Below are 26,065 nucleotides of genomic sequence, written 5' to 3' on the forward strand. Positions count from 1 at the left end.
AATTACTATGTAGTTTTGATTGTTCAAGAAACAATTAAAAATAAGTTGGCAAGAAAGGCTATGAGGGTACACCTAGTAACATACCGAACCTAGAAGTTAAGCTCATAAACGCTGAAAGTACTTGGGGGGCAGCCCTCTGGGAGGATAGGAACTTGTCAACTCTACCAAATGCTTCTTTAGCTCAGTTGGTAGAGCCCACGACTGTTAATCGTGTTGTCGCTGGTTCGAGTCCAGCAAGAAGCGCCATTTAAAAAATTAAGCAACCTTGTAGGTTGTTTTTTTATTTATAAGGAAATTATAAATAAAAAAAATTTAAAATTTTGTAAGAGAAAAAAATTAATATATAATTGGTTTAAGGGTAATGATCCTTTGAAGATATAGAGTAGTGTAGGTGTTAAAATTAGTAAAATTAAAAGAAGCTATAGGACAACAAGAGTTAGTCTGTAATAGCTTCTTTTTTATTTGTATTTTATTTAAAGTTAAAGACTATAACCAAAATAGATATTAAATAAAATATCATTATTATTTAAAATATTATTTGTAATAGTTAGTTCTAAAGGACCTAAGAAAGTATCCCATCCAAGTCCAATTCCATATCCATTATAAAAATCATCGCCAAATGAACTATTTTTTTGATAGAATAAATTATCAGATTCATAAGTAAGTATATTGTATCTTCCTATTAGATAAAGATTAGAAGCGATATTATATTGTAAATTAAGGCCACTAATAAGAGCTTTACTTGTAGATATACCATAATGATGAAGTCCATAAAAATCCATTTCCTGTTCATTAAGCGAGAATTTTTTAGATCCACCTACTTTAAATAAACCTTCGTATTGATAATCATAACTATTTTCAATTATACTTGCACTATTCATAAAAATTCCTAAAGAAAGTTTATCTCCAATAGGAAAGGCATTATAAAAATTAAATCTATATCCTTGAAAATCAAAACTGTCACTAGAAATACCTTTATTTGAAAATCCAATTAAATAAGTAAAGTTTCCTTTTGTTGGAAAAGAGATAGAATCTAAACTATCATGTAATATAAATGCTCCTCCCCACAAATAGTCTCTGACAATATCATCATCAAAAGGATAAGGTAAACCAGAGTTAAAAGAACGTTTAGAATAAATATATTTTCCTGTAATTCCAAATAAAAGATTATTACTAAGGGAAGTACTTAAATCATATTTAACATTGAATGATTTATCTATATATTTAGAAATTAATTTTCCACTTTCATTTCCATACAAGAATATAGGATTATATTCATAAGAGAAAGTATAGTTTGTATTAAAATCTTTTCCAAAAAGTTTATAATAACTTCTATTTCCAAAACCTATTTTTGGAAAAAATGATATTTCACTATTAACATAATAATTTTGTCCAAGGAAATTTTTAAATGGTAAATCTGTATTTAAATTTAGAGATATACCATAATCATTTGAAATATAATTTAGGTTACCATAGATTTTAAATCTTGGACTTTCTTTTATAGAGAATGTAACTGTATCATCATTTACTTCATAGAATACTCTATCTATATAAGATAAAGCATATAATTTTTTAGCCCATTGATTTAAATCATCTATATCTAAAGAATCTTTTTTAGGTTTTAAATCTAAAACACTGACTCCTGTTAAAGATTTATTTCCTATCAATTCTATATGTTCAATATTTGAAGAGAAATTTTTTAATTCTTTTCCTCTATCTTTTATAGCTAAAAATTTCTTTTCATTACTTAAATTTTTTAAAGTTTTTGAAAATTTTTCAGCTGCAATGGTACCTTCTTCAATAATTTTAGGAAGATTTTCAAAATCAAGAGTTCCAAAATCTTTTACTTTTGGAGTAATAAGTAAATCCACATATTCTTTTTGGAATGATGTGTTTTTAAAACCATTATATGAGGCAACTTTATCAACAACACTTATAATATTTGATTTTTCATTGATAGAAGTAGGATTAGCACTGATATCAACTCCTATTATTATATCAGCCCCAGCCTTAATAGCTTCAATAACAGGAAAATTATCAACAACTCCTCCATCTACATAAAACTCTCCCTTATTATCAATTGGACTAATAACAGAAGGAATAGCCATACTCATAAGGACAGCTTTTGCAAGATCTCCATCTTTTGCAGAATAACTTTTTCCAGTATTTATATTTGTAGCAATAGCTCTAAATTTTATTGGAAAATCATCAAAGTTTTTAATATTTTCAGCTCTTTGAAAAGCTTTTTTGAAATTTAAATAAATATGCTCTCCATTAACTATTCCTAATGGAAAATAAATATTATTTTTTTCATCAATAGATATTCCTAAAGTCCCATCTTTTTCTAAAATTTTTTGAGACATATTTTTTAAAGTTCTATCTGGAGAATTTGAAAAAAGTTTTTCAAATTCTTGAGTGAGCATAAATTCTTCTATTTCTTGAGGGGTATAACCTATTGAATAGAGAGCTCCAACAATACTTCCAGCACTTGTACCAATAATAATATCGATAGGAACATTGTATTTTTCCAAAACTTTTAAAACACCGACATGTCCAGCTCCTTTAGCACCTCCTCCACTTAAAACTAGTGCTATTTTTGGAGATGAATTTTTTTTATTTATATCAAATTTATTTTTTGCTATATGCTTTTTTAAAAGTTCAAGATTCTTAATTTCTTTTTCAATATCTTCGATGTGTCGGTCAACAGCATTTATTTTGTACTGCTTTGTATTTACTTGACCATAATAATCATTTTCTTCAGAAAAAGAGGAAATACAAAAAATAAATAACAAAAAAAATGAAATAATTTTTTTCATAGAGGCCTCCCAGTCTAATTTATTATTTAGATTATATCACAAAAGAAAATTTTTTTATGAAAAAAAATGAAAATTATAGTATAATAAGTATAATAAATATGATAGGAGGTTGTTTGTTTTGAAAAAATTAGTTTGTTTATTAACAGTTTTATTAGTAGGTTGTACAGCAGTAGAAGAAACAAAGACAGAGCGTCCTGTAACTTTTAATATGGCCATCGTTAACACGAATAATATAAATGGAAAGGTAGAAAATGGAGTAGGTTACTCGAGATTATCTACAATCATAAAAAATAAAGAGCAGAGATATGGAAACGGAAATGTTTTCTATTTTGATGCTGGTGGAAACTTTTCTGGAAGCAATTTTGCTGATAAAACTAGAGGAGAAAGTGTAGTAAAAGTGTTAAATGCAATGAATCTTGAAGCTACAACTTTGGGTAAGGGAGATTTTGTTTATGGTGCTGACAGAATAAAAGAATTAGAAAAAATTTCTAATTTTAGAATAGTGGCATCAAATGTAAAATATAGAAATGGAGAAAATTTTGTAAGACCATACATATTAAGAAATATAAATGGACAAAAAGTTGCAATAATAGGAATAGTATCTCCAGCTTTATATGACGAAATGGATGAAAAAACAAAAACAGAAATAAAAATAGAAGAACCTATTTTAGTTATACCAAAACTTTTAGATCAAATAAAAAGAAATAATATAGATTTTGTAATAGCATTAACTTCTATGGACGATAGTAATCCTAATCAGGAATGGAATATTACAGAGATGGTAAGAGATATTCCAGGAATAGATATTGTGATAAGTAGTGGAGAAAATAGAGGAAATACATTAGAAAGAATAAATGATACATATATAGTAAGAGAAAATAAAGATTTTGAAAGTATAGGAATAACAAGAATAGATATGTTTGCTGATGATTCTCAAGCAGGAAGAATGTCTTATGAAAAAATAAAAGCAAGTGATTTAACAACTTTAAAAGTAGAAAAAGTTGAAAAGATGGAAACAGAAGATGTATTTTATAAAGTTGAAAAGGGAAATACTTTATATTCTCTAGCAAAACAATATGGTACAACAGTTGATGAAATAAAAAGATTAAATCCAACAATAGAAGGAAATAATATAAAAGTTGGTGAAACTTATAAAATGTTAGAGAAAAAGCAAGTTGAAGTAAAAGAAGAAAAAGTGGAAGAGTTAAAAGTTGATAAAGAGGAATTCGATTCAATAGCAGTTGAAATGAATGATCAACAAAGTATACCACAAGAGACAATAGAAGTAGGAAAGGTTAATGTACCAGTTGACCCAGCTATTGAAAAATTAATAAATACATTAAAATAATATTATTATAAACTAGGGGGAGAGATGGAATTTACATTGGATTTAAAACAAGATTTAAAATTGATTTTAACTCAAGAAATGAAACTCTCCCTCAACGTTTTAGAGATGTCTGTAAATGATTTAGAAAAATTTATTTTAAAAGAAAAAGAATTGAATCCTTTAATAGAGGTAGATTTTTCAAATAAATTTAATAAAAAATCTTCAAATGATGATGAAGACTTTTCTCCTTTGGAATTAGCCCATAAAGAGGAAAGTCTTATTGATTATCTTGAAGAGCAATTAGGTTATCTTTCATTATCTAAAAATTTGAAATTTTTATGTAGTTATATTATAAATAATTTGGATAAAAGAGGTTATTTACCTCTTAGTAAAAAAGAGATAAAAAATTTCACAGGATTTTCTTTAAAAGATACAGAAGAAGCTTTAAAAATTGTAAAAAACTTTGAGCCAATTGGGATATGTGCTTCTAATCTTGAAGAGTGTTTAATTATTCAGTTACATAAGAAAAATATAAATGATATGATCTTAGAAAATTTAATTAAATATTTTTTAATAGAACTTTCAGAAGGAAAAAATAAAGAAATTTGTAGAAAATTAAAAATTTCAGAAGAAAAATTAAAAGAATACTTAGACGAGATAAGAAAATTAAATCCTATCCCAGCTAGAGGATTTTATATGGGGGATAATATTAATTTTATTATTCCAGAGGCAGAGATAAAAAAAGTTGGAGAAAAATATATAGTTTCAATACTGGAAGAAAATCTTCCTAAAATAAAAATAAAATCAATAAAAAATGAAGAAAATAGAAATTTTTATAACTCAGCCATCAATTTAATAAATTTTATAGAAAAAAGAAGGGAAACTTTAAAAAATATTTTAGAACTTATTTTAGAAAAACAATATGATTTTTTTTCAAAAAAAGATGGGAAATTAAAAAAATTTACATCTAAAGAGGCAGCTGAGATTTTAAATTTACATCAATCAACAATTTCAAGAGCTATAAAAAATAAATATATATTGTCAGATAAAGGAATTTTGAGAATAAAAGATTTATTTGTTTTAAATGGCTTGAAAGAGGAAATTTGTGATTTGATTGAAGAGGTTATTTTAAATGAAGATAGAGAAAAACCATATACAGATCAGTATATAAGTGAGTATTTAGAAAATAAAGGTATTAGTATCGCAAGAAGAACAGTTGCAAAATATAGGGAAGAGTTAGGGATAAAGCCAACAAGTAAAAGAAGGATAAAGGGGATTTAGGAGGAATATGGATATATCTCTTATTGAAATAGAAGAACATATAAAAAAATATATAAAAGTTATTACCACTGTTATTAATGTTGATGTTGGGGTCGTGGATAAAAATATGAAAAGAGTCTCTGGAACGAGTAGATATATAGATACAGTTGGAGAAAGGGTTGTTGGAAGTGTTTTCCAAAAAACTTTAGAAACTGGAGAAACTTATGTGGTAACAAATCCAAGAAATCACAATCTTTGCACTGAATGTTTAGATAAAAAAAATTGTAAGGAAACTTTGGAGATAGCTACTCCGATTTATTGTAATAATGAAATTGAAGGAGTACTAGGACTTTTATGTTTTAATGAAGATCAAAAAAATAAAATTCTTTTAGATGAAGAATCTTATTTAAGATTTACTCAACAGATAGCAGAATTTATAGGGATGAAGTTTAATGAATATAAAGAGAGTCTTATTCAAAAAGAAAGAGAGGAAACATTAAATCATCTTTTAAATAATGTTACTAAAGGGGTAATTCTTATTGATGAAAATAATAAAATAACAAGTATAAATCAAATTGGAATAAAAAAATTAAAATTATCTTCTAATCCAGAGGGAAAAAAAGCAATATTAATTAGTCAAAATGATTATATAATGAATGAAGAAATTTTTAAACTTATAATAGGGAACAAAGAATACAATGTAATTGGAAAAAAAGTTCCAATGCACGTTATCAAAAAAAATAAGGTAATTGGTTTTATTTTTGATGATATACAAAAGGTTAATAAAAATATTGTTGAGGTATCAAACCAATACAATAGAATTACTTTAGATGATATACATGGGACATCTCAGTCTATTCAATCTCTTAAAGATTATATAAAAATAATAGCAAATTCAAATTCCACAGTTCTTATAACAGGGGAGAGTGGAACAGGAAAAGAGCTTATAGCTCGTTCTTTACATTCTTGTGGAAATCGAAAAGATAAACCTTTGGTAGTTATAAATTGTTCTGCTATACCAGATTCATTATTAGAAAGTGAACTTTTTGGATATGTAAAAGGGGCATTCACAGGGGCAAATAACAATGGACATATGGGAAAATTTGAGCTTGCCAATGGTGGGGTAATTTTCCTTGATGAAATAGGGGATATGCCTTTGTATTTACAATCAAAACTTTTAAGAGTTATTCAAGAGAAAAAAATAGAAAGAATAGGTTCAAATAAAAGTATAGATTTAGATATAAAAATAATAGCTGCAACAAACGCTGACTTAAAACAAAAAATAAGAGAGAAAAAATTTAGAGAAGACTTATTTTATAGATTAAACGTTATTCCTATTCAGACTTGCCCTTTGAGAGAAAGAAAAGAGGATATAAAACCTATTGTAAAAAAATTAATAGAAAAATATAGTTTAATTTCAGAAAAAAAATCTATGGATATTGATGATAAAGCAATGGAAGTTTTGATAAATTATGACTGGCCTGGGAATGTTAGAGAATTAGAAAATGTTATAGAGTTAGTAATGAATACTTGTGGAGATTCTGAAAAAATAGATTTATCTATGTTACCTGAAAATATTTTACAGCCAAAAAATAAAAATGTTATTTTAGATGAAATAAATAAAGAAAGTTTTGAAATTTTATCTGATGAATTTGAAGAGATAGAAAAGACTTATATAATAAAAGGTTTAAAAAAATATGGAAACTCAACAGAAGGTAAAAAAATAATTTGTGAAAAAATGAATATAGGATTAACTACTTTATATAGGAAATTGAAAAAATTTAATATAGAGAAATAAGAGGAGATAAAAATGTCATTTTTTAAAAGTAAGAGTTCTACTATAACAGATGGGATAATAACCACAATATCAAGTAGCACTCAAATAAAAGGAAATATAAAATTAGATTGTAATATATACATTGATGGAAAAATAGAGGGAGATGTGGAGTCTTCTACCCTTATAACTATTGGAGAACAGGGAAAAGTTATAGGAAATATAAAAGCTAAAAGAGTAATTATAAGCGGATACTTAGAAGGAAGTGCAGAAGCTGAAGAGATGGAATTTATAAATAAAGGAAAAATTCGAGGAAAAATTATTAGCGAAAAACTTTCGATAGAAGAGGGAGTAATATTTGAAGGTAGTAGTTTAATGAAAAAAGAACAGAAAAAAATAGCAAAATAAAAGAAAGGATCTATTTGTTTTTTTGATAAATAGATCCTTTTAATATTATAAAAAAAATAAATAATTATTTTATAAAAAATATATTAAATAAATTATGTGTTTGAAAACAGTTTGTAATGATTATAAAGTAGTATTAGAATCAAAAAAAATAAAAAATATTAAAAAATTATTGAAAAAAAAGTGTAATTTGATATAATGTCTAACAATAAAAAAATTTTAGGTGTGGAGGATGTTATATGGGAGAGAGAAAAAAAGTTAGTTTAACAACAAAAATTTTTATAGCATTGATACTTGGAGTAATAACAGGATTGTCACTTCATCCAATGAAAGAAAATATTTTTGTAGATAAATATTTATTAAATTTTATATTTGCTTTTTTAGGAAATGGATTTGTAAGAGCTATCAGAATGGTTGTAGTACCTTTGGTTCTTTGTTCATTGGTAATGGGATCTGCTGGGATAGAAGATGTAACTAAGCTGGGGAGAATAGGAATAAAAACTCTAGCTTTTTATTTAACAACGACAGCTTTTGCAGTAGTTTTAGCTTTGGTTGGAGGAAATATAATAAATCCAGGTAAAGGAGTAAATCTTCAAGATCTATCTCAAGTAGCAGTAAGTACTCCAGAAACGAAGCCATTTGTTGAAATTTTATTGGATATGATACCGTTAAATCCTATTGAAGCATTGGCAACAGGAAATATGTTACAAATAATAGTTTTTGCGATATTGCTAGGTGTGGCTTTATCATTATTGGGAGAAAAAGCTAGTAATATTAAAAAACTTTTTGAAGAGGGAAATGCAGTTAGTTTAAAATTAGTAGAGCTTATTATGAAATTAGCTCCATTTGGAGTATATGGACTTATAGCAAAAACATTTACAACATTAGGATATGTTGCATTGATACCATTATTTAAATATTTTATGGGTGTAGTAATAATTTTAATGTTACATTGTTTAATCACTTATCAAGGAATATTAATATTATTAGGAAGATATAATCCTATAAAATTTTTTAAAGGATTTGCTCCAACAATGATGGTTGGATTTTCAACTGCCTCAAGTAGTGCTTGTCTACCATCTTCATTAAAGACAGTTCAAGAAACATTTGGAATATCGAAAACAATATCATCATTTACTATACCTTTAGGAAATACAATAAATATGGACGGAACAGCAGTAATGCAAGGAATAGCTACAATATTTATAGCACAGATTTATGGAAAAGATTTAACATTGGCTCATTATGTTTCTATAATATTAACAGCTACACTAGCGTCAATTGGAACAGCAGGAGTTCCTGGAGTAGGAGTTATAATGCTTGGAATGGTTTTAGTACAAGTAGGATTACCTTTAGAAGGAATCGGTCTTGTAATGGGAATAGATAGATTTGTTGATATGTTTAGAACAATGATAAATGTTACAGGAGACGCAGTTTGTACCATGGTAATAGCCAAAACAGAAGGGGAACAACTGAAGTAAAGTAACAAAATATGGATTATTGAACTGTAAACAAAATTTTTTGTTTACAGTTTTTTTATTTGATTTATTTTTATAGAAAATTTATTACGTTTATTATTAAATTATAAATTCTTTAGGAGGAAAAATGTTAAGAAAACAAGAAACAAAAAAAAGTTTGGTTTTAAGAACTTTGGATGTGGTTGAAAAAGTAGGAAATGGCCTGCCTCATCCAACTACGATGTTTATTTTATTTACAATAATATTAATGGTAATATCATATATTACAGCTAAAATGGGAGTAAAAGTATCTTATGAAACCTATGATATATTTACAAAATCATTGGTGAAAAAAGAAACTGAAGCAATTAATCTTCTTTCATCAGATAGTATAAGATTTATGTATACTTCAGTAATAAAAAACTTTACTAATTTTATTGCTTTGGGAACGGTGTTTACAATAATAATGGGAGTTGGAGTTGCTGATGGAAGTGGGTTTATGTCAGCTGTTTTAAAAAAAATAGTGGCAATAACTCCTAAAAAAGCTGTGACAGCTACCATAATATTTTTAGGAATAATATCCAATGTAGCATCTTCTACTGGATATGTGGTACTTGTTCCATTGGGGGCAATATTATTTATGAGTTTTGGAAGACATCCGATAGCAGGATTAGCTGCAACTTTTGCAGGAGTTTCTGGAGGATGGAGTGCTAACCTATTAATAGGAACAAATGATCCAGTTTTTGCAGGAATGTCAACAGAGGCTGCAAGAATGCTAGATCCAAATTACACTGTTTTACCAACTGGAAACTGGTTTTTTATGGTTGCCTCAACTTTTCTTATTACTTTTATAGGAACTCTTGTTACAGAAAAAATAATAGAACCAAGACTGGGAAAATATATTCCAGAAGAAAAAATAGAGGTTGATGATATTTCGTTAGATGAAAAAAGAGGAATGAAATTTGCTGTTATTAGTTTGATAATATTTTTTATTATAGTAGGATTTTTAATTTTTCCAAAAGATGCTTTACTTAGAAATCCAGTTACAGGAGAATTACTTCGTTCTCCATTTATGGATGGGATAGTTTTTTTAATGTCATTATTTTTTATGATTCCAGGAATTTTTTATGGAATAGGGGCAAAAACTATAAAATCAGATAAAGATATTATTAATTTAATGGTTAGTTCAATAAATAATCTTTCTGGATTTATGATATTAATATTTTTTGCTGCTCAATTTGTAGTTTTTTTTAACTATTCTAATTTAGGAATTATTTTATCAGTCAAAGGGGCTAATTTTTTAAAGGAAACAGGATTTGTAGGGATTCCTTTAATATTTACTTTTATAGTTATGACTGCTATTATAAATATATTTATAGCTGTTGATTCAGCAAAATGGGCTATTATGGCTCCTATATTTGTACCAATGTTTATGAGGATAGGATTTTCTCCAGAGTTGACTCAAGCAGCTTATAGAGTGGGAGATTCTAGTACAAATGTAATAGCTCCTTTAATGCCTTTTTTCCCATTGGTTGTAGCTTTTGCCCAAAAATATGATAAGAAAAGTGGAATGGGAACTATGGTGTCTTTAATGTTACCATACTCAATAGCTTTTTTAATAGGATGGATGATACTTTTAGTTATTTGGTTTGCATTTAATATACCACTTGGAATAGGTGGTCCTATTCATTATTTAGGAGTATAGATAAGAAAAAAGGTGTTGAATAATTTCAACACCTTTTTATTTTTATTAGAAATTTTCTTCTAAAATTTTAGCAAGTTGATCTGGACAAGAAGTAGGTCTTTTTCCACAAGTTATTCCTTTTAATTTTTGGATAACTATATCTTTTGGTAAACCTTTTATAAGGTTCTCAAGTCCGTGGGTATTTCCGTCACACCCTCCAAGAAATTCAATATTTTGAACGATTCCATTATCATCAACATCTAAAAGAATTTCTCTAGAACAAACTCCAGTTGTAGTAAAACTTTTCATAAAAACCTCCTAAAATATAATCACTAAATATTATACTATATTTTCCAAAAAAAATCTTAAAAAAAATAAACTTTTTTTTATGACTTCTCGTCATAAGAGTGTAGTTAATAAAAATGCATAATATATAATAAATTTCCCCAAAAAATAAAAAAAGAATGAGTTATTTCATTCTTTTTTTATTTTTTGTAAAGTAACATATAGTGAAGTATTTTCATTTAAATAGATATATAAAAACATTCTTTTTTTTTATACTTATTTTATGATATAATTTATTTGTCTTAGAAAAGTAATTATTATGGAAAAATAGTAGATTAATAATTTAATAAAAGGATCTTTAGAATAAAAAAATTAATAGAAATAAAAATTAAAAACAAGGAGGGAATTATGAATAATTTAACTTCTAAAATAATCATAATATTATTAGGATTAATAGCTTTTTTCTTAGCTAAAATAGTTTTTGGTTTTTAGTAAAAAAGATGGGAATTTAAATTCCCATCTTTTTTTAAATAAAAAAAAGTAATAAAAAAAGACTAGTCATAAAATGCTGTCTTTTTTTATATTTACCTATGAATTTGTTATTATTTGTTTAATGCTTTAACAATTCTTGGGCTTAGAGTGTTAGCGTTAGCTTTTAATATTTGCATAACTTCAACTTCATTTGCAGATTTTAAAGTTTTTAAAACTTTAGTACAAACTTTAACTCTAAGAGGTTTTCCGTTTATTATTATTGTTGCTGGTTGAAGATTTGGTTTCCAAACTCTGTTAGTTAATCTGTGAGAGTGAGAAATTTGATGTCCAAATGTAAGTCCTTTACCAGTGATTTCACATCTTTGCATAGTGCACCCCCTAAAAAATAATTTGCATATTATTATATCATTAACTTAGAAATAAATCAATAATTTTTTGAAAACAATGAGAAAAAAATTACATATTTTAGAAAAAGTTAAAAAAATATAAGAATTTTGTGATATAATATTATGAAAATCCATAGAAATTTTAAAAAGGTGATAATGTGAATAATCATAACTATAATGTATTGGAGTTTGATAAGTTAAAAAGTGTTTTAGCACAATATATGATAACAAAATCAAACAGGGATAAGATAGAAAATTTAAAAATATATACAGAAATAAACTCTTTAAAAAAAGAGTTTGAAATTTTAAGAGATTTTATAGATTTTTCTAAATATGATGGTGGAATAGAGATATTCAACTTAAAAGATATATTAGAAACTTTAAAAAAATGTGAATTAATAGGGATGTTTTTTGAGCCTGAAGAGTTATATGATATTAACCAAAGTTTAAGAATTTTTAGATTATTTAAAAATAAATTAGATGAACTTGATAAATATAAAAATTTAAAAACAAGATTTTCTCAAGTTCCAACTTTAAAATTTATAGAAGATATAATTAATAAAACTATTGATGCTGAAAAAAATATTCAAGATGAAGCATCACTTGATCTAAGAGATATAAGACTTCAAAAAAGATTACTTTCGGCTAATATAAAGAGAAAATTTGATGAGATGTTTTCAGATGATACTCTTTCAAGAGCTATCCAAGAAAAGATAGTTACAAATCGTGATGGAAGAAATGTTATCCCAGTGAAAGCTGATTTCAAAGGTGTTATAAAAGGGATAGAACACGATAGATCTTCAAGTGGTCAAACTGTATTTATAGAGCCATTGGGAGTTGTTTCTTTAAATAATAAAATGAGAGAACTTGAGGCTCGTGAAAGAGAAGAGATAAGAAAAATACTTCTTAGAATAACAGATCAGATTAGAGTTAATATAGATGATGTTACTAAGATTGGAGAATCAGTTCTTGAGCTTGATCTTCTTTGTGGAAAAACAAGATTTTCAAATGACTACCAATGTAATATTCCAGAAATAAACCAAAGAGAACAATTAAGTATTGTTTCAGGTAGGCATCCATTTATTGATAGAGATAAGGTTGTTCCTCTTACTTTCGAAATCGGAAAAAAATATAATACTTTATTAATAACAGGACCAAACACTGGAGGAAAAACAGTTGCTTTAAAGGTTGCAGGTCTTTTAACAGTTATGGCTTTAGCAGGAATACCTATTCCAGCAGATGAAAAATCAAGTATAGGATTTTTCTCAGGAGTTTATGCTGATATTGGAGATGAACAAAGTATAGAACAATCTCTTTCATCTTTCTCAGGACATCTAAAAAATGTTCAAAGTATCTTAACTTCTGTAACAAAAAATTCTTTAGTTCTATTAGATGAATTAGGATCAGGAACAGATCCAGTAGAAGGATCAGCTTTTGCAATGGCTGTTATAGATTATTTAAAAGATAGAAAAGTAAAATCTATGATAACTACACATTACAGTGAAGTAAAAGCTTATGGATATAATGAAGAAGAGATAGAAACAGCATCAATGGAATTTAATTCTGATACTTTATCTCCAACATATAGATTACTTATAGGAATTCCTGGAGAAAGTAATGCTTTAACAATAGCTAGAAGATTAGGTGTATCAGAAGAGGTAATTGAAAAAGCAAAATCATATATAAGTGATGAAAATAAAAAAGTAGAAAAAATGATTACTAATATAAAAGAAAAATCTGATGAATTAGAAATCATGAGAGCTGAAGTTGAATCACTTAAAGAAAAAGTAAAAAGAGAACAGATAGAATACGAAGAAAAATTAAGAAAATTAGAAGTAGAAAAAAATAATATTTTAAAAGAAGCATATGAAAAAGCAGATCAAATGATGAAAGATATGCAAAATAAAGCTGCTGCTCTTGTTAAGAAACTTCAGTCAGAAGAAACTAAAAAAGATGATGCTAAGAGTGTACAAAAAAGTCTTAATATGCTTAGAACTAATCTAGGAAAAGAAAAAGATGAAAATGTAGAACAAAAACCAAAAGTAGCTAGAAAAATAGAGTTTAAAGAGGGAGAAAAAGTTTTAGTAAACTCTTTAAAACAATATGCTGATATATTAAAAATAAATAAAGGAAAAGAAACAGCTCTTATACAAGCTGGTATCTTAAAACTAGAAGTTTCTTTAGATGATATAAAGAAAATAACAGAGAAAAAAGAAAAAACTTATACTCAAGCTACATCTTCAAAAAGTAGTAGAGTAAGCTCAAAAATAGATTTAAGAGGAAAGATGGTAGAGGAAGCTATCTATGAATTAGAATCTTATATGGATAAGGCAGTTCTTACAGGTTATAAAGAGATACAAGTTGTAACAGGAAATGGAACTGGGGCTTTAAGAAAAGGAATAGTTGAATATCTAAAAGAGTGTAGATATGTAAAAGACTTTAGATTTGGTGGTCAAGGAGAAGGTGGTGTAGGTTGTACAGTGGTAACATTGAAATAAAATATACACTGATAGTGGCTGCTGCAGGAATAGGAAAAAGAATGGGCCTTCCTTATCCAAAACAGTTTCTTCAATACAAAGGAAAACCACTTTTTGTAAATATATTAGAAGTTGCTGAAAATTCAAATATTGTAAAAGATATTATAGTAGTAACAAAAGAGGAACTTATAGAAGAGGTAAGAGGTCTTTGTGAAAAATTTCAAATAAAAAAAGTTTCTAATATTGTTTCTGGTGGAAACGAAAGACAGGAATCAATATATAACGCTCTTAAATATTGTGATAAAAATTCTATTATTGCTGTTCAAGACGGAGTGAGACCATTTTTTAAAGAGAGATATATAGAAGAAACTTATAGAGAGCTTTTAAATAATAGTGAGATAAATGGGGTTGTAGTAGGAATGCCAGTAAAAGATACTATTAAAGTTATTGATGAAAAAGGTATGATAGTTTCAACTCCTAAAAGATCGACTCTATATTTAGCCCAAACTCCTCAAGTATTTAGAGGAGAGATTCTTATTGAAGCTTATGAAAAAGCAAAGGAAGAGGAATTTATAGGGACAGATGATTCTTCTCTAGTGGAGAGATATTTTGGAAAAGTAAAACTAGTAGAGGGAGATTATGAAAATATAAAAATAACAACTATAGAGGATATAAAATTTTTAGAGGAGGAAAAATAGTATGATAAAGATATACAATACTATGACAAGAAAAGTAGAAGAGTTTATACCAATAAAAGAAAATGAAGTGTCTATGTATGTTTGTGGACCAACAGTATATAACTATATTCATGTGGGTAATGCTCGTCCTGCAATAGTATTTGATACAGTAAGAAGATATTTTGAGTATAGAGGATATAAAGTAAAATATGTTCAAAACTTTACAGATGTAGATGATAAAATAATAAAAAGAGCTAATGAAGAGGGGGTAACTTCAAAAGAAATAGCTAGAAAATATATAGAGGCTTATTTTGAAGATACAAAAAAAGTAAATCTTAAAGAAGAGGGAATGATAAGACCTAGAGCTACTGAATATATAGAAGAGATGCAAGAGATAATAAAAAGTCTTATAGCTAAAGGTTATGCTTATGAAGCTGATGGAGATGTATATTTTGAAGTAGAAAAAAATAAAGATGGTTATGGTTGCCTTTCTCACCAAGATATAGGAAATCTAAAAGCTGGAGCAAGAATAGAGATAAATGATATAAAAAAATCACCTCTTGATTTTGCTCTTTGGAAAAATGCAAAACCAGGAGAACCTAGTTGGGATTCACCTTGGGGAAAAGGTAGACCAGGTTGGCATATAGAGTGTTCAGCAATGTCTAGTAAACTATTAGGAGACGTTTTTGATATTCATGGTGGAGGACAAGATTTAATATTCCCACATCACGAAAATGAGATAGCTCAATCAAGATGTAGCTCAAATCAAGAATATGCTAGATATTGGATGCATAATGGTTATATCAATATAAATGGTGAAAAAATGTCAAAATCTTTAGGGAACTTCTTCTTATTAAGAGATGTGTTAGAGCATTTTGAAGGAAGAGTAATAAGATTCTTTGTTTTAGGAGCTCATTATAGAAAACCAATAGATTTTTCTAATAATGAATTGGAACAAGCAAAATCAGGACTTGAAAGAATAGATAATGCTGTTGAAAGACTAAGAGAAAAAATAAAATCAGGAGTAGTTGCTGATGGAGATAACTTAGAAGGTTTAAAAGAAATACTAAGGGAAACAGAAGAGAGATTTGTTCAAGCTATGGATGAAGATTTTAATACAGCTCAAGGAATTGGAGTTATATTTGAATTAATAAAAGAGATAAATAAGTTTACAGAGATAGAAAAAGTTTCTGAAGAAGGAATAAAAGCTCTTGAAATGGCTGAAAAATATATAGAAAATATAATGGAAAATGTTTTTGGAGTGTTATTAAAATCTCAAGAAAATATAGGAAACCTTACATCTGACTTGGTAGAATTTTTATTAGAATTGAGAAGAAAAGCTAGAGCAGATAAGAACTGGGCTTTATCAGATGAGATTAGAGATAGATTAGGAGAAATGGGAATAAAAATAAAAGATGGAAAGGATAAAACAACATGGTCTCTATAAATTTAAAGGAGACAAATGGACTTGTTCTTGCATATTTAGGAGATTCTGTCTGGGAAGTTAATGTGAGAGAACATTTTATAAAAAAAGGTTACAATCTTAGAAATCTTAATAATAAAGTTGTTAAGTATGTAAATGCTAAAGCACAAAGTGAAATATTAAATAAAATTTTTCCTGATATAGATGAAAAATATCAAGAAGTAGTGAGAAAAGCAAAGAATGGAAATATAAAATCATTTCCTCAGACTTGTACAGTTATGGAGTATAGAAATGCTACTGGATTTGAAGCATATATAGCTGCTTTATATATAGATGAGAAATTAGATGAAATAAAAAAAATAATAGAATCTAATATAGAATAAGGAAGAGAATATGTTTAAAGATATAGTTTCAAATGAAGAAGCAAAAAGTTTTTTAATAAATGAATTAAAAAATGGGAAAAAAGAGGGAACATATATATTTTATGGAGAGGATAAGGAGCTTTTAATGAAATTTGCTTTATCCTTTATGAAAGCTTTAAATTGTAAAAATGAGGAGTTTGATTTTTGCGATAGATGTGAAAGTTGTCTAAGAGTAAATACTTTAACTCATGGAGATTTAGAAATAATTGAAGATGAAAATGGAGTTAAGGTAGAAAGTATAAGAGAAATAGGAAGAATAGCTTCAAGTGCAACTTATGAAGGGGGAAATAGAGTTTTTATAATAAAGGATTGTGAAAAATTAAAAAAAGAATCAGCAAATGCTTTATTAAAAATGATAGAAGAACCAGAGGAAGGAAACTTTTTTATTTTACTTTCAAAAAATTTAAATCTATTGCCAACAATAAAATCAAGAGCTACAATAGTAAAAATAAAAAATAGAAGTCCTGAAGATTTTGGAATAACTCTTAGAGAGTACAAGTTTTTTCTTGGAAAGGGAAAAGACATAGAAGAATATAAAAAGTACGATTTAGATATAGAAGAAGCTTATCCTTATGAAAATATAGAGGAACCTATACAGAATTATATTAAGTTAAAAAAAGAACTTTTAGAAAATAAAGATTCCGAAATAGAGAAGGGACTTATAGAAAATAAAATTAAATTTTATAAAGGGTTAATAAATCTTTATAAGAATATAGAGTATATAGATATAGCTGAAAGGATTTCATTAGGAGAAAAGATAAGCTTTTCATGTGAAAATGATAAAATTACAGCTATGGAAATCTGTGATTATTTATGTCATTTTATAAAAGATTTTAATAAACTTGAAAAGATAATGAAAATAAAAAATAAAATGGGATCAAACATCAGTTTAAAATTGATGTTCAGAGTATTAATATCAGAATTATAATGAGAGAAGAAATTTCTCTCATTTTTTAATTATTAATAAAAAATAATTTATTATTACTTATCTAATTTAAAAAAATTAGATAAAAATTTTTAAAAATTAATAATTAAAAAATAGAAGTTTATAATGTAAAATTCCAATATTATTTATTAAATAAATGAAATACATATTTTTTTTGAATTATTTCAAAAAAAATTAAAAAAATGACTTAAAACAATACTTAAAGTTCTAATACAAACAGTTTTTAAATGAAAAATCTAAAAAAAAAAAACTTGCTTTTATTAATAAAAAGATGTATAATCCAAATATAAGCATAGAGAAGTGAAACATAAATATAAATAAATAGAACATTAAATATAAAAATAGTATACAAATGTTTTTTAGTGCTTTAAAAATATATTAGGAGGAATTTAAATGAAAGTACTTTGTTATGGTGTTAGAGATGTAGAAAAACCATTCTTTGAAAGATTGGCAGAGAAGTATAACCTTGATGTTACTTGTACTGGAAGTTTTTTAAACTCTAGAGAAACAGCAGAACTTGCAAAAGGATTTGATTGCGTTGTGTTAAGAGCAAACTGTTTTGCTAACAAAGAAAATTTAGATTTATATAAAGAGTATGGAATTAAATATTTATTAACAAGAACAGTAGGAACTAACCACATAGATGTTCCTTATGCAAAAGAATTAGGGTTTAAAATGGCTTTTGTTCCATTCTATTCTCCAAATGCTATATCAGAACTTGCAGTTACACAAGCTATGATGTTATTAAGACATATGGCTTATACTACATATAAAACTGGAGTAAAAAAAGACTTCACAATAGATGCAGAGATGTTCTCTAGAGAAGTTAGAAATTGTACAGTTGGAGTTGTTGGATTAGGAAGAATCGGAATGACAACAGCTAAATTATTTAAAGGACTAGGAGCAAATGTTTTAGGACAAGATTTATTCCCTAAAACAGGAGTAGAAGATATAGTTACTCAAGTTGAACTTGATGAATTATTAGCTAAAAGTGATATAGTATGTCTTCACTGTCCATACATTCCTGCAAATGGAAAAGTTGTTACAAAAGAATTTTTAGCTAAAATGAAAGAAGGAGCTATATTAATTAATGCTGCTAGAGGAGAACTTCAAGATATACCTGCATTAGTAGAAGCTCTTGAAAGTGGACATTTAGCTGGACTTGGAATAGACGTTTTAGAAAATGAAACAACAGTATTCTTCAAAGATTTCAAAGGTGGAGACATTGCTGATCCAATGGTAAATAAATTAGTAAATATGTATCCAAGAGTATTAGTATCTCCTCATATGGGATCTTATACAGATGAAGCTGTAATTAATATGATAGAAACAAGTTTCTTAAACTTAAAAGAATATGAAGAAACTGGAGATTGTAAAAACAAAATAAAATAGTTTTGTAAAATAAAAAAGTTTTTAATAAAAAGAAAATATATATCACTCAATTAATCACGGAGGTAAAAAAATGGCAAAAGAATTAAACGTTTTTGAAATGGCTCAAGCTCAAGTTAAAAATGCTTGTGACAAATTAGGAATGGAACCAAATGTTTACGAATTATTAAAAGAACCACAAAGAGTATTAGAAGTTAACATCCCAGTTAAAATGGATGATGGATCAATAAGAATATTCAAAGGATTCAGATCTCAACACAATGACGCAGTTGGACCTACAAAAGGAGGAATCAGATTCCATCCTAACGTATCTTTAGAAGAAGTTAAAGCTCTATCAATATGGATGACTTTTAAATGTTCAGTAACAGGAATACCTTATGGTGGAGGTAAAGGAGGAATCATCGTTGACCCTTCTGAATTATCTAAAGGTGAATTAGAAAGATTATCAAGAGGATATATAGACGGAATATATAAATTAATAGGAGAAAAAGTTGACGTTCCAGCTCCAGACGTAAATACTAACGGACAAATCATGGCTTGGATGGTAGACGAATACAATAAATTAGTTGGACATTCAGCTATTGGAACTTTAACAGGAAAACCAGTTGACTTCGGAGGATCTAAAGGAAGAAACGAAGCAACAGGATATGGAGTTGCTGTAACAGTTAGAGAAGCAACTAAAAAAATGGGAATCGATATGAAAACTGCTAAAATAGCTGTTCAAGGATTCGGAAACGTTGGAGCTTTCACAGTTAAAAATATTCAAAAATTAGGTGGAAAAGTAGTTGCAATGTGCGAATGGTGTAAAGAAGTAGGACCATACGCAATATACAGTGAAGAAGGATTAGATTTCCAAGCTATGTGGGATTACAAACAAGCAAACGGAAACTTATTAAACTTCCCTGGATCAAAAGCTATAACAATTGATGAGTTCTGGGGAGCAGATGTTGACGTTATCGTTCCAGCAGCTCTTGAAAAAGCAATTGATGCAGAACAAGCTAAATTAATAAAAGCTAAATTAGTTTGTGAAGCAGCTAACGGACCAATAACTCCAGCAGGAGACGAAGTATTAAATGCTAAAGGAATAGTAGTTACTCCAGACATCTTAACAAATGCTGGTGGAGTTACAGTTTCTTACTTCGAATGGGTACAAAACCTATATGGATACTATTGGGGAGAAAAAGAAGTAGAAGAAAAAGAAGATATCGCAATGGTTGACGCTTTTGAAGCTCTATGGAAAATTAAAGAAGAATACAATGTTACAATGAGAGAATCTGCTTACATGCACTCTGTTAAAAAAGTTGCAACTGCAATGAAATTAAGAGGATGGTACTAATTCTTAAAGGTAATAACCAATAATTAAGAAATATGAGAGTTGGAACTTTGTTCCAACTCATTTTTTAGAGAAGAAAATAGAATTGATTTTTATAAAAAATTAACAATAAAAAAGAGAGTTGAGTAGTACTTTTTGTATTATTCAACTTTTTTATATAGTTTTTTATTTAAATTATTATACAAATATAAATTAATGATAATTTAATAAAATTAAAAGTGAATTAAAAAAAATTATAATTTATGATATAATAATTCTGAATAAAAAATATTTTAGGAGAATAAGCTATGGCATTATTACATGTTGATAATTTATATAAAAGTTTTTCGGGAGAAACACTTTTTAAAAATATATCTTTTTCAATTGATGAAAAAGATAAGATAGGAGTTATAGGAGTAAATGGTGCTGGAAAAACTACTCTTATAAAAATGATATTAGAAGAAGAGGAAAATGATGTTGATCCTAGTACAAACCAAAGAGGAACTATAAGCAAAAAAGGAAATTTAAGAATAGGTTATTTATCACAGAATATTAATCTTAACTATGAAAATAATGTTTTTGACGAATTGATGCTCGTTTTTGGAAAAGTTTTAGAGGATTATAAAAAAATTCAAGAGCTTAGTTTTAGAATAAATTTAGAACCAGAAAATTTTGATAAAATAATGGAGGAGTTAGCTTTAGTAACTACTCGTTATGAACAAGAAGAGGGATATTCAATAGAATATAAGGTAAAACAAATTTTAAATGGATTGAGTATACCAGAAGATTTATGGAAACAAAAGATAGGAGATTTATCAGGAGGGCAAAAATCAAGAGTTGCTCTTGGTAAAATTTTATTAGAAGAGCCAGAATTACTGATACTTGACGAGCCAACAAACCATTTGGATTTAATAGCAATAGAATGGTTAGAAAAGTTTTTAAAAGATTATAATAAAGCAGTAATGGTTGTTTCTCATGATAGGTATTTTTTAGATAATGTTGTTGGAAGAATATTTGAAATAGAGGGACATACATTAAAAACTTATAAAGGAAACTTTACTGAATATACCATTCAAAAAGAGATTTATTTGTCAGGGGCTATGAAAGCTTTTGAAAAAGAGCAAGAAAAAATAAAACAAATGGAAGAGTATATCAGAAGATATAAGGCTGGAATAAAATCAAAACAAGCTAGAGGAAGAGAAAGTTTACTAAATAGAATGGAGAAAATGGAAAATCCAGTAGTAAATGTTAGAAAGATGAAATTGAAATTTGACATTGAAAAACCTAGTATAGATAGAGTTTTAAAAATAGAAAAACTTTCAAAATCTTATGAAGGGAAAAAAATATTTCAAAATTTAAATCTAGAAATATTTAGGGGAGAAAGAGTTGGAATAATTGGAAAAAATGGTGTTGGAAAATCAACTCTTTTAAAAATAATAAATGGAACAGAAAAAGCTGATAGTGGAACTGTAACAATAGGAGAAAAAGTAACAATTGGTTATTATGATCAAAATCATAAAGGACTTGATGAAAAAGCAAGTATTTTAAATGAATTTATGTTTAATTATCCAATGAGTGAAGAGGATGTAAGAAGACTTGCAGGAGGATTTTTATTTCCAGAAGAGGATGTCTTTAAGACAATAGGTTCTTTAAGTGGCGGAGAAAAAGCCAGAGTTACTTTGATGAAACTAATATTAAAGAAAGCTAATTTTTTAGTACTTGACGAGCCGACAAACCATTTAGATATATATTCGAGAGAGGTTTTAGAAGAAGCTTTGGAGGGTTATCAGGGAACTATTTTAATAGTATCTCATGATAGATATTTCTTAGAGGGGATAGTTAATACAATCTATGAAGTTACAGAAGATGGAGCAGAAAAATTTCATGGAAATTATACAGAATATTGTGCAAAGAAAAATAAAGTAGTAGAAGAAAAAGAAAACAAGGGAATGATAGACTATGAAGAACAGAAAAAAATGAAAAATAGGATTTCTTCTCTTGAAAAAAAATATAAAGAAACAGAAAAATTAATAGAAAGATTAGAGGAAAAGAAGTCTAATCTTGAAGAAGAATATAATATAGCTGGGAAAGAAAATAATTTAGAAAAATTATTGGAAATACAAGAAAAAATGGAAAATATAGATGAAGAGATACTTTTAGCTATGGAAAAATGGGAAGATATAGAAAATGAATTAAAAAATTTAAAAAAAGCTTTGTAATTTTTAAAAAATATGATACAATACTTTGTGCTATATAATTAAATTGACTTTTTCTCTAAAAAAGGTTATAATATTTAAGTTATATAATAAAATTAAAAATATAAAAAAATTTAAATCGGAAGGAGGGTAAAATGCCTACTCTAAATCAATTAGTTAAAAAGGGGAGACAAACATTAGAAGAAAATAGTAAATCTCCAGCATTACAAGGAAACCCACAAAGAAGAGGAGTTTGTGTAAGAGTATATACAACTACACCTAAGAAACCAAACTCAGCTTTAAGAAAGGTTGCCAGAGTAAAATTAACAAACGGACTTGAAGTTACTTGCTATATCCCAGGAGAAGGACACAACTTACAAGAACACTCAATCGCACTTATAAGAGGTGGAAGAACTAAAGACTTACCAGGGGTTAGATACAAAATAATCAGAGGAGCACTAGATACAGCTGGTGTTAATAACAGAAAACAATCAAGATCTAAATATGGAATGAAAAAAGCGTAATAATTTAAGGAGGTGACACAGTTTAAATGTCAAGAAGAAGAGCAGCAGTTAAAAGAGATGTATTACCTGATTCTAGATATAACGATAAGGTAGTTACTAAAACTATAAATGCATTAATGGTAGATGGAAAAAAATCTTTATCTGAAGCAATATTCTATTCAGCTATGGATTTAATAAAAGAAAAAACTGGTAAAGAGGGGTACGACGTTTTCAAACAAGCTATGGAAAACATTAAACCTCAAATCGAAGTAAGATCAAGAAGAATCGGAGGAGCTACATACCAAGTTCCTACAGAAGTAAGACTTGAAAGACAACAAACTCTAGCTTTAAGATGGTTAAAAACTTATACTAGAGAAAGAAAAGAATATGGTATGGTTGAAAAATTAGCAGCAGAATTAATCGCAGCATCTAATAACGAAGGTGCAACTGTTAAGAAAAAAGAAGATACTTATAGAATGGCAGAAGCTAACAGAGCATTTGCACACTATAAATATTAATTTTTGTATTTTAGCGTAATTTAATTTAGGAGGAATAAACTAGATGGCTAGACAAGTTTCATTAGAAATGACTAGAAACATTGGTATAATGGCTCACATTGACGCTGGTAAAACTACTACTACTGAGAGAATTCTTTACTATACAGGTGTTAACCACAATATAGGAGAAACTCACGACGGTACAGCAACAATGGACTGGATGGAACAAGAGCAAGAAAGAGGTATAACTATCACTTCTGCTGCAACAACATGTTTCTGGAAAAATCATAGAATAAATATAATAGACACACCAGGACACGTGGACTTTACTGTTGAGGTTGAAAGATCTCTTAGAGTTCTAGATGGTGCTGTAGCAGTATTCTCTGCAGTTGACGGGGTTCAACCTCAATCAGAAACTGTATGGAGACAAGCTGATAAATATCAAGTACCAAGAATGGCATTCTTTAATAAAATGGACAGAATCGGAGCTAACTTCGAAATGTGTGTTAACGACATTAAAGAAAAATTAGGAGCAAATCCAGTAGCTATTCAATTACCTATCGGAGCAGAAGATGCTTTTGAAGGAATAATCGATCTTATAGAAATGAAAGAGATCATTTACTTAGATGATAAAGGTCAAAACATTGAAGAAAGAGAAATCAGAGCTGAATACGCTGATCAAGCAGAAGAAATGAGAGAAGCTATGATCGAATCTATCGTTGAATGTGATGATGAATTAATGGAAAAATACCTTGGTGGAGAAGAAGTTTCTAACGATGAAATCAGAGCTGCTTTAAGAGCTGGAACTATCGGAAATATGATAATCCCTGTACTTTGTGGAACTGCTTTCAAAAACAAAGGAATCCAACCATTACTAGATGCAATCACTGCATACATGCCTGCACCAACTCAAAAAGGTGTTATTAAAGGACATGAATACAAAAATGAAGATAACCAAGTTGAATTACCTATAAGTGACGAAGCTCCATTTGCAGCTTTAGCATTTAAAGTAATGACTGACCCATTTGTTGGAAGATTAACATTCTTTAGAGTTTATACTGGAATGATTGAAAAAGGATCTTATGTTCTTAACTCAACTAAAGGTAAGAAAGAAAGAATGGGAAGACTTCTTCAAATGCACGCTAACAAAAGAGAAGAGAAAGATGTTATCTACTGTGGAGATATCGCAGCAGTAGTTGGATTAAAAGATACAACAACTGGAGATACTCTTTGTTCTGAAACAAACCCTGTAATTCTTGAGAAAATGGAATTCCCAGATCCAGTTATATCAGTAGCTGTTGAACCAAAAACAAAAGCTGACCAAGAAAAAATGGGAATCGCTCTTGCAAAACTTGCTGAGGAAGACCCTACATTCAGAGTTAAAACTGATGAAGAAACTGGACAAACAATCATATCTGGAATGGGAGAACTTCACCTAGATATCATTGTTGACAGAATGAGAAGAGAATTTAAAGTAGAATCAACTGTTGGAAAACCACAAGTTGCTTACAGAGAAACAATAACTGCTGGTGTTGAGCAAGAAGTTAAATATGCTAAACAATCAGGAGGTAAAGGACAATACGGACACGTTAAATTAAGAATCGAACCTTTAGAAGGAAAAGATTTCGAATTTGTTAACGAAATTACAGGAGGAGCAATTCCTAGAGAATATATCCCTGCTGTAGAAAAAGGATGTAGAGAAGCTCTTGAAAACGGAGTTGTAGCTGGATATCCTTTAGTTGGAGTTAAAGTAACTCTTTATGATGGATCATTCCACGAGGTTGACTCATCAGAAATGGCATTCAAAATTGCTGGATCAATGGCAATGAAACAAGGTGCTGAAAAATGTAAACCAGTTATTCTAGAACCAGTATTCAAAGTAGAAGTAACTACTCCAGAAGAGTATATGGGAGATATCATAGGAGATATCAACTCTAGAAGAGGAATGGTTGGAGGTATGACAGACAGAAATGGTGCTAAGATCATTGACGCTAAAGTACCTTTATCAGAAATGTTTGGTTATGCAACTGACTTAAGATCTAAATCTCAAGGAAGAGCTAACTACTCAATGGAATTTGAAAGCTATGTACAAGTTCCAAGAAATATCCAAGATGAAATAAAAGCATCTAGAGGAAGATAATAAATAATTTAAGCTTTATTTAAACTCTAAGGGAAAACCCTTAGAGTTGCAAATATAAAAAATAAAAAACAAAAAAAATGAAAATATTATTAGGAGGACAAAATGGCAAAAGAAAAATTTGACAGAAGCAAACCCCATGTAAACATTGGTACAATAGGACACGTTGACCATGGAAAAACTACTACAACAGCAGCAATA

21 protein-coding genes, 1 tRNA gene and 1 rRNA gene are annotated in these 26,065 nt (G+C 28.1%); 20 read left to right on the top strand and 3 right to left on the bottom strand.

All coding sequences use genetic code 11. The features are described 5' to 3' along the window. Positions 1-44: 44 nt before the first annotated feature. Both rrf and Q1J48_RS00900 read left to right on the top strand, forming a co-directional pair. Positions 45-161, top strand: a 5S ribosomal RNA gene (gene rrf / locus Q1J48_RS00895). Positions 162-170: 9 nt separating this feature from the next. Further along, positions 171-246, top strand: a tRNA-Asn gene (locus tag Q1J48_RS00900). Positions 247-479: 233 nt separating this feature from the next. Here the strand turns inward: Q1J48_RS00900 and Q1J48_RS00905 are convergent. Beyond that, a complete protein-coding gene (locus Q1J48_RS00905) occupies positions 480-2,816 on the bottom strand; it encodes a patatin-like phospholipase family protein (RefSeq protein WP_300360618.1) in 2,337 nt (778 codons plus the stop codon). Between the two features lie 118 nt (positions 2,817-2,934). Between Q1J48_RS00905 and Q1J48_RS00910 the strand changes: the two genes are divergently transcribed. The 6 genes from Q1J48_RS00910 to Q1J48_RS00935 all read left to right on the top strand — a co-directional run bounded on the left by Q1J48_RS00910 (position 2,935) and on the right by Q1J48_RS00935 (position 10,744). After that, positions 2,935-4,164 (top strand): LysM peptidoglycan-binding domain-containing protein, encoded by a 1,230-nt coding sequence (locus tag Q1J48_RS00910; protein ID WP_300331498.1) that lies wholly within the window; start codon positions 2,935-2,937, stop codon positions 4,162-4,164. Between the two features lie 24 nt (positions 4,165-4,188). After that, positions 4,189-5,424, top strand: a complete 1,236-nt coding sequence (rpoN, locus tag Q1J48_RS00915) for an RNA polymerase factor sigma-54 (RefSeq protein ID WP_300360619.1) — start codon at positions 4,189-4,191, stop codon at positions 5,422-5,424. Positions 5,425-5,431: 7 nt separating this feature from the next. After that, positions 5,432-7,201, top strand: coding sequence for a sigma 54-interacting transcriptional regulator (locus tag Q1J48_RS00920; RefSeq protein ID WP_300360620.1), 1,770 nt, complete (start codon positions 5,432-5,434; stop codon positions 7,199-7,201). A gap of 12 nt (positions 7,202-7,213) precedes the next feature. Further along, positions 7,214-7,585, top strand: coding sequence for a bactofilin family protein (locus tag Q1J48_RS00925; RefSeq protein WP_300331506.1), 372 nt, complete (start codon positions 7,214-7,216; stop codon positions 7,583-7,585). A 236-nt stretch (positions 7,586-7,821) separates the two neighbouring features. Beyond that, positions 7,822-9,063: a dicarboxylate/amino acid:cation symporter gene (locus Q1J48_RS00930; RefSeq protein ID WP_300331508.1), complete on the top strand. Its 1,242-nt coding sequence runs from the start codon at positions 7,822-7,824 to the stop codon at positions 9,061-9,063. A gap of 124 nt (positions 9,064-9,187) precedes the next feature. Beyond that, entirely contained in the window at positions 9,188-10,744 is a 1,557-nt protein-coding gene (locus tag Q1J48_RS00935; RefSeq protein WP_300360621.1) for an AbgT family transporter, read from the top strand. 45 nt (positions 10,745-10,789) lie between these two features. On the opposite strand, the gene Q1J48_RS00940 is transcribed toward Q1J48_RS00935, so the two are convergent. Together Q1J48_RS00940 and rpmB are read right to left on the bottom strand one after the other, a co-directional pair. Then, positions 10,790-11,032: a TIGR03905 family TSCPD domain-containing protein gene (locus tag Q1J48_RS00940; RefSeq protein ID WP_300331513.1), complete on the bottom strand. Its 243-nt coding sequence runs from the start codon at positions 11,030-11,032 to the stop codon at positions 10,790-10,792. Between the two features lie 578 nt (positions 11,033-11,610). After that, positions 11,611-11,868 carry a 50S ribosomal protein L28 gene (gene rpmB / locus Q1J48_RS00945; protein ID WP_300331516.1) on the bottom strand — a complete coding sequence of 86 codons (258 nt, stop codon included), beginning with the start codon at positions 11,866-11,868 and terminating at the stop codon, positions 11,611-11,613. 176 nt (positions 11,869-12,044) lie between these two features. Here rpmB and Q1J48_RS00950 point away from each other — a divergent pair, with 176 nt between their 5' ends. From Q1J48_RS00950 to Q1J48_RS01005, 12 genes are all read left to right on the top strand, one after another. Then, complete coding sequence (locus tag Q1J48_RS00950) at positions 12,045-14,384, top strand: endonuclease MutS2 (RefSeq protein WP_300360622.1); 2,340 nt, start codon at positions 12,045-12,047, stop codon at positions 14,382-14,384. After that, the gene (ispD, locus tag Q1J48_RS00955) at positions 14,360-15,061 is read left to right on the top strand and encodes a 2-C-methyl-D-erythritol 4-phosphate cytidylyltransferase (protein WP_300360623.1); all 702 of its coding nucleotides are present in this window, start codon (positions 14,360-14,362) and stop codon (positions 15,059-15,061) included. Before Q1J48_RS00950 ends, ispD begins: the two co-directional genes overlap by 25 nt. A gap of 1 nt (position 15,062) precedes the next feature. After that, positions 15,063-16,487 carry a cysteine--tRNA ligase gene (cysS, locus tag Q1J48_RS00960; RefSeq protein ID WP_300360624.1) on the top strand — a complete coding sequence of 475 codons (1,425 nt, stop codon included), beginning with the start codon at positions 15,063-15,065 and terminating at the stop codon, positions 16,485-16,487. Further along, positions 16,475-16,846 carry a Mini-ribonuclease 3 gene (locus tag Q1J48_RS00965; RefSeq protein ID WP_300331528.1) on the top strand — a complete coding sequence of 124 codons (372 nt, stop codon included), beginning with the start codon at positions 16,475-16,477 and terminating at the stop codon, positions 16,844-16,846. Before cysS ends, Q1J48_RS00965 begins: the two co-directional genes overlap by 13 nt. 10 nt (positions 16,847-16,856) lie before the next feature. Next, a complete protein-coding gene (locus tag Q1J48_RS00970) occupies positions 16,857-17,813 on the top strand; it encodes a DNA polymerase III delta subunit-related protein (RefSeq protein WP_300360625.1) in 957 nt (318 codons plus the stop codon). 411 nt (positions 17,814-18,224) lie between these two features. Beyond that, a complete protein-coding gene (locus tag Q1J48_RS00975; RefSeq protein ID WP_300331534.1) occupies positions 18,225-19,223 on the top strand; it encodes a 2-hydroxyacid dehydrogenase in 999 nt (332 codons plus the stop codon). A 70-nt stretch (positions 19,224-19,293) separates the two neighbouring features. Further along, complete coding sequence (locus Q1J48_RS00980; protein ID WP_300360626.1) at positions 19,294-20,556, top strand: Glu/Leu/Phe/Val family dehydrogenase; 1,263 nt, start codon at positions 19,294-19,296, stop codon at positions 20,554-20,556. Positions 20,557-20,840: 284 nt separating this feature from the next. Continuing rightward, entirely contained in the window at positions 20,841-22,751 is a 1,911-nt protein-coding gene (locus tag Q1J48_RS00985; RefSeq protein ID WP_300360627.1) for an ABC-F family ATP-binding cassette domain-containing protein, read from the top strand. Between the two features lie 131 nt (positions 22,752-22,882). Continuing rightward, on the top strand, positions 22,883-23,251 hold the full coding sequence (gene rpsL / locus Q1J48_RS00990; protein WP_300331540.1) for a 30S ribosomal protein S12: 369 nt from the start codon (positions 22,883-22,885) through the stop codon (positions 23,249-23,251). Between the two features lie 26 nt (positions 23,252-23,277). Continuing rightward, positions 23,278-23,748 carry a 30S ribosomal protein S7 gene (gene rpsG, locus Q1J48_RS00995; protein WP_300331543.1) on the top strand — a complete coding sequence of 157 codons (471 nt, stop codon included), beginning with the start codon at positions 23,278-23,280 and terminating at the stop codon, positions 23,746-23,748. Positions 23,749-23,791: 43 nt separating this feature from the next. Beyond that, complete coding sequence (gene fusA, locus Q1J48_RS01000; RefSeq protein ID WP_300331544.1) at positions 23,792-25,867, top strand: elongation factor G; 2,076 nt, start codon at positions 23,792-23,794, stop codon at positions 25,865-25,867. A gap of 102 nt (positions 25,868-25,969) precedes the next feature. After that, the coding region (locus Q1J48_RS01005) for a GTP-binding protein (RefSeq protein ID WP_300331545.1) at positions 25,970-26,065 on the top strand (96 nt) is incomplete at its 3' end.

It is taken from the genome of Fusobacterium sp. (assembly GCF_029258315.1).
Taxonomy (GTDB): Bacteria; Fusobacteriota; Fusobacteriia; order Fusobacteriales; family Fusobacteriaceae; genus Fusobacterium_B.

Bases quoted from the DNA above. Each gene is read 5' to 3' on its own strand.
- Q1J48_RS00940 (WP_300331513.1), bottom strand. From the start codon at position 11,032: ATGAAAAGTTTTACTACAACTGGAGTTTGTTCTAGAGAAATTCTTTTA.
- Q1J48_RS00905 (WP_300360618.1), bottom strand. From the start codon at position 2,816: ATGAAAAAAATTATTTCATTTTTTTTGTTATTTATTTTTTGTATTTCC.
- Q1J48_RS00935 (WP_300360621.1), top strand. From the start codon at position 9,188: ATGTTAAGAAAACAAGAAACAAAAAAAAGTTTGGTTTTAAGAACTTTG.
- rpmB (WP_300331516.1), bottom strand. From the start codon at position 11,868: ATGCAAAGATGTGAAATCACTGGTAAAGGACTTACATTTGGACATCAA.
- fusA (WP_300331544.1), top strand. From the start codon at position 23,792: ATGGCTAGACAAGTTTCATTAGAAATGACTAGAAACATTGGTATAATG.
- Q1J48_RS00920 (WP_300360620.1), top strand. From the start codon at position 5,432: ATGGATATATCTCTTATTGAAATAGAAGAACATATAAAAAAATATATA.
- rpsL (WP_300331540.1), top strand. From the start codon at position 22,883: ATGCCTACTCTAAATCAATTAGTTAAAAAGGGGAGACAAACATTAGAA.
- rpsG (WP_300331543.1), top strand. From the start codon at position 23,278: ATGTCAAGAAGAAGAGCAGCAGTTAAAAGAGATGTATTACCTGATTCT.
- Q1J48_RS00925 (WP_300331506.1), top strand. From the start codon at position 7,214: ATGTCATTTTTTAAAAGTAAGAGTTCTACTATAACAGATGGGATAATA.
- rpoN (WP_300360619.1), top strand. From the start codon at position 4,189: ATGGAATTTACATTGGATTTAAAACAAGATTTAAAATTGATTTTAACT.
- Q1J48_RS00930 (WP_300331508.1), top strand. From the start codon at position 7,822: ATGGGAGAGAGAAAAAAAGTTAGTTTAACAACAAAAATTTTTATAGCA.
- Q1J48_RS00965 (WP_300331528.1), top strand. From the start codon at position 16,475: ATGGTCTCTATAAATTTAAAGGAGACAAATGGACTTGTTCTTGCATAT.
- Q1J48_RS00970 (WP_300360625.1), top strand. From the start codon at position 16,857: ATGTTTAAAGATATAGTTTCAAATGAAGAAGCAAAAAGTTTTTTAATA.
- Q1J48_RS00975 (WP_300331534.1), top strand. From the start codon at position 18,225: ATGAAAGTACTTTGTTATGGTGTTAGAGATGTAGAAAAACCATTCTTT.
- Q1J48_RS00985 (WP_300360627.1), top strand. From the start codon at position 20,841: ATGGCATTATTACATGTTGATAATTTATATAAAAGTTTTTCGGGAGAA.
- cysS (WP_300360624.1), top strand. From the start codon at position 15,063: ATGATAAAGATATACAATACTATGACAAGAAAAGTAGAAGAGTTTATA.
- Q1J48_RS00980 (WP_300360626.1), top strand. From the start codon at position 19,294: ATGGCAAAAGAATTAAACGTTTTTGAAATGGCTCAAGCTCAAGTTAAA.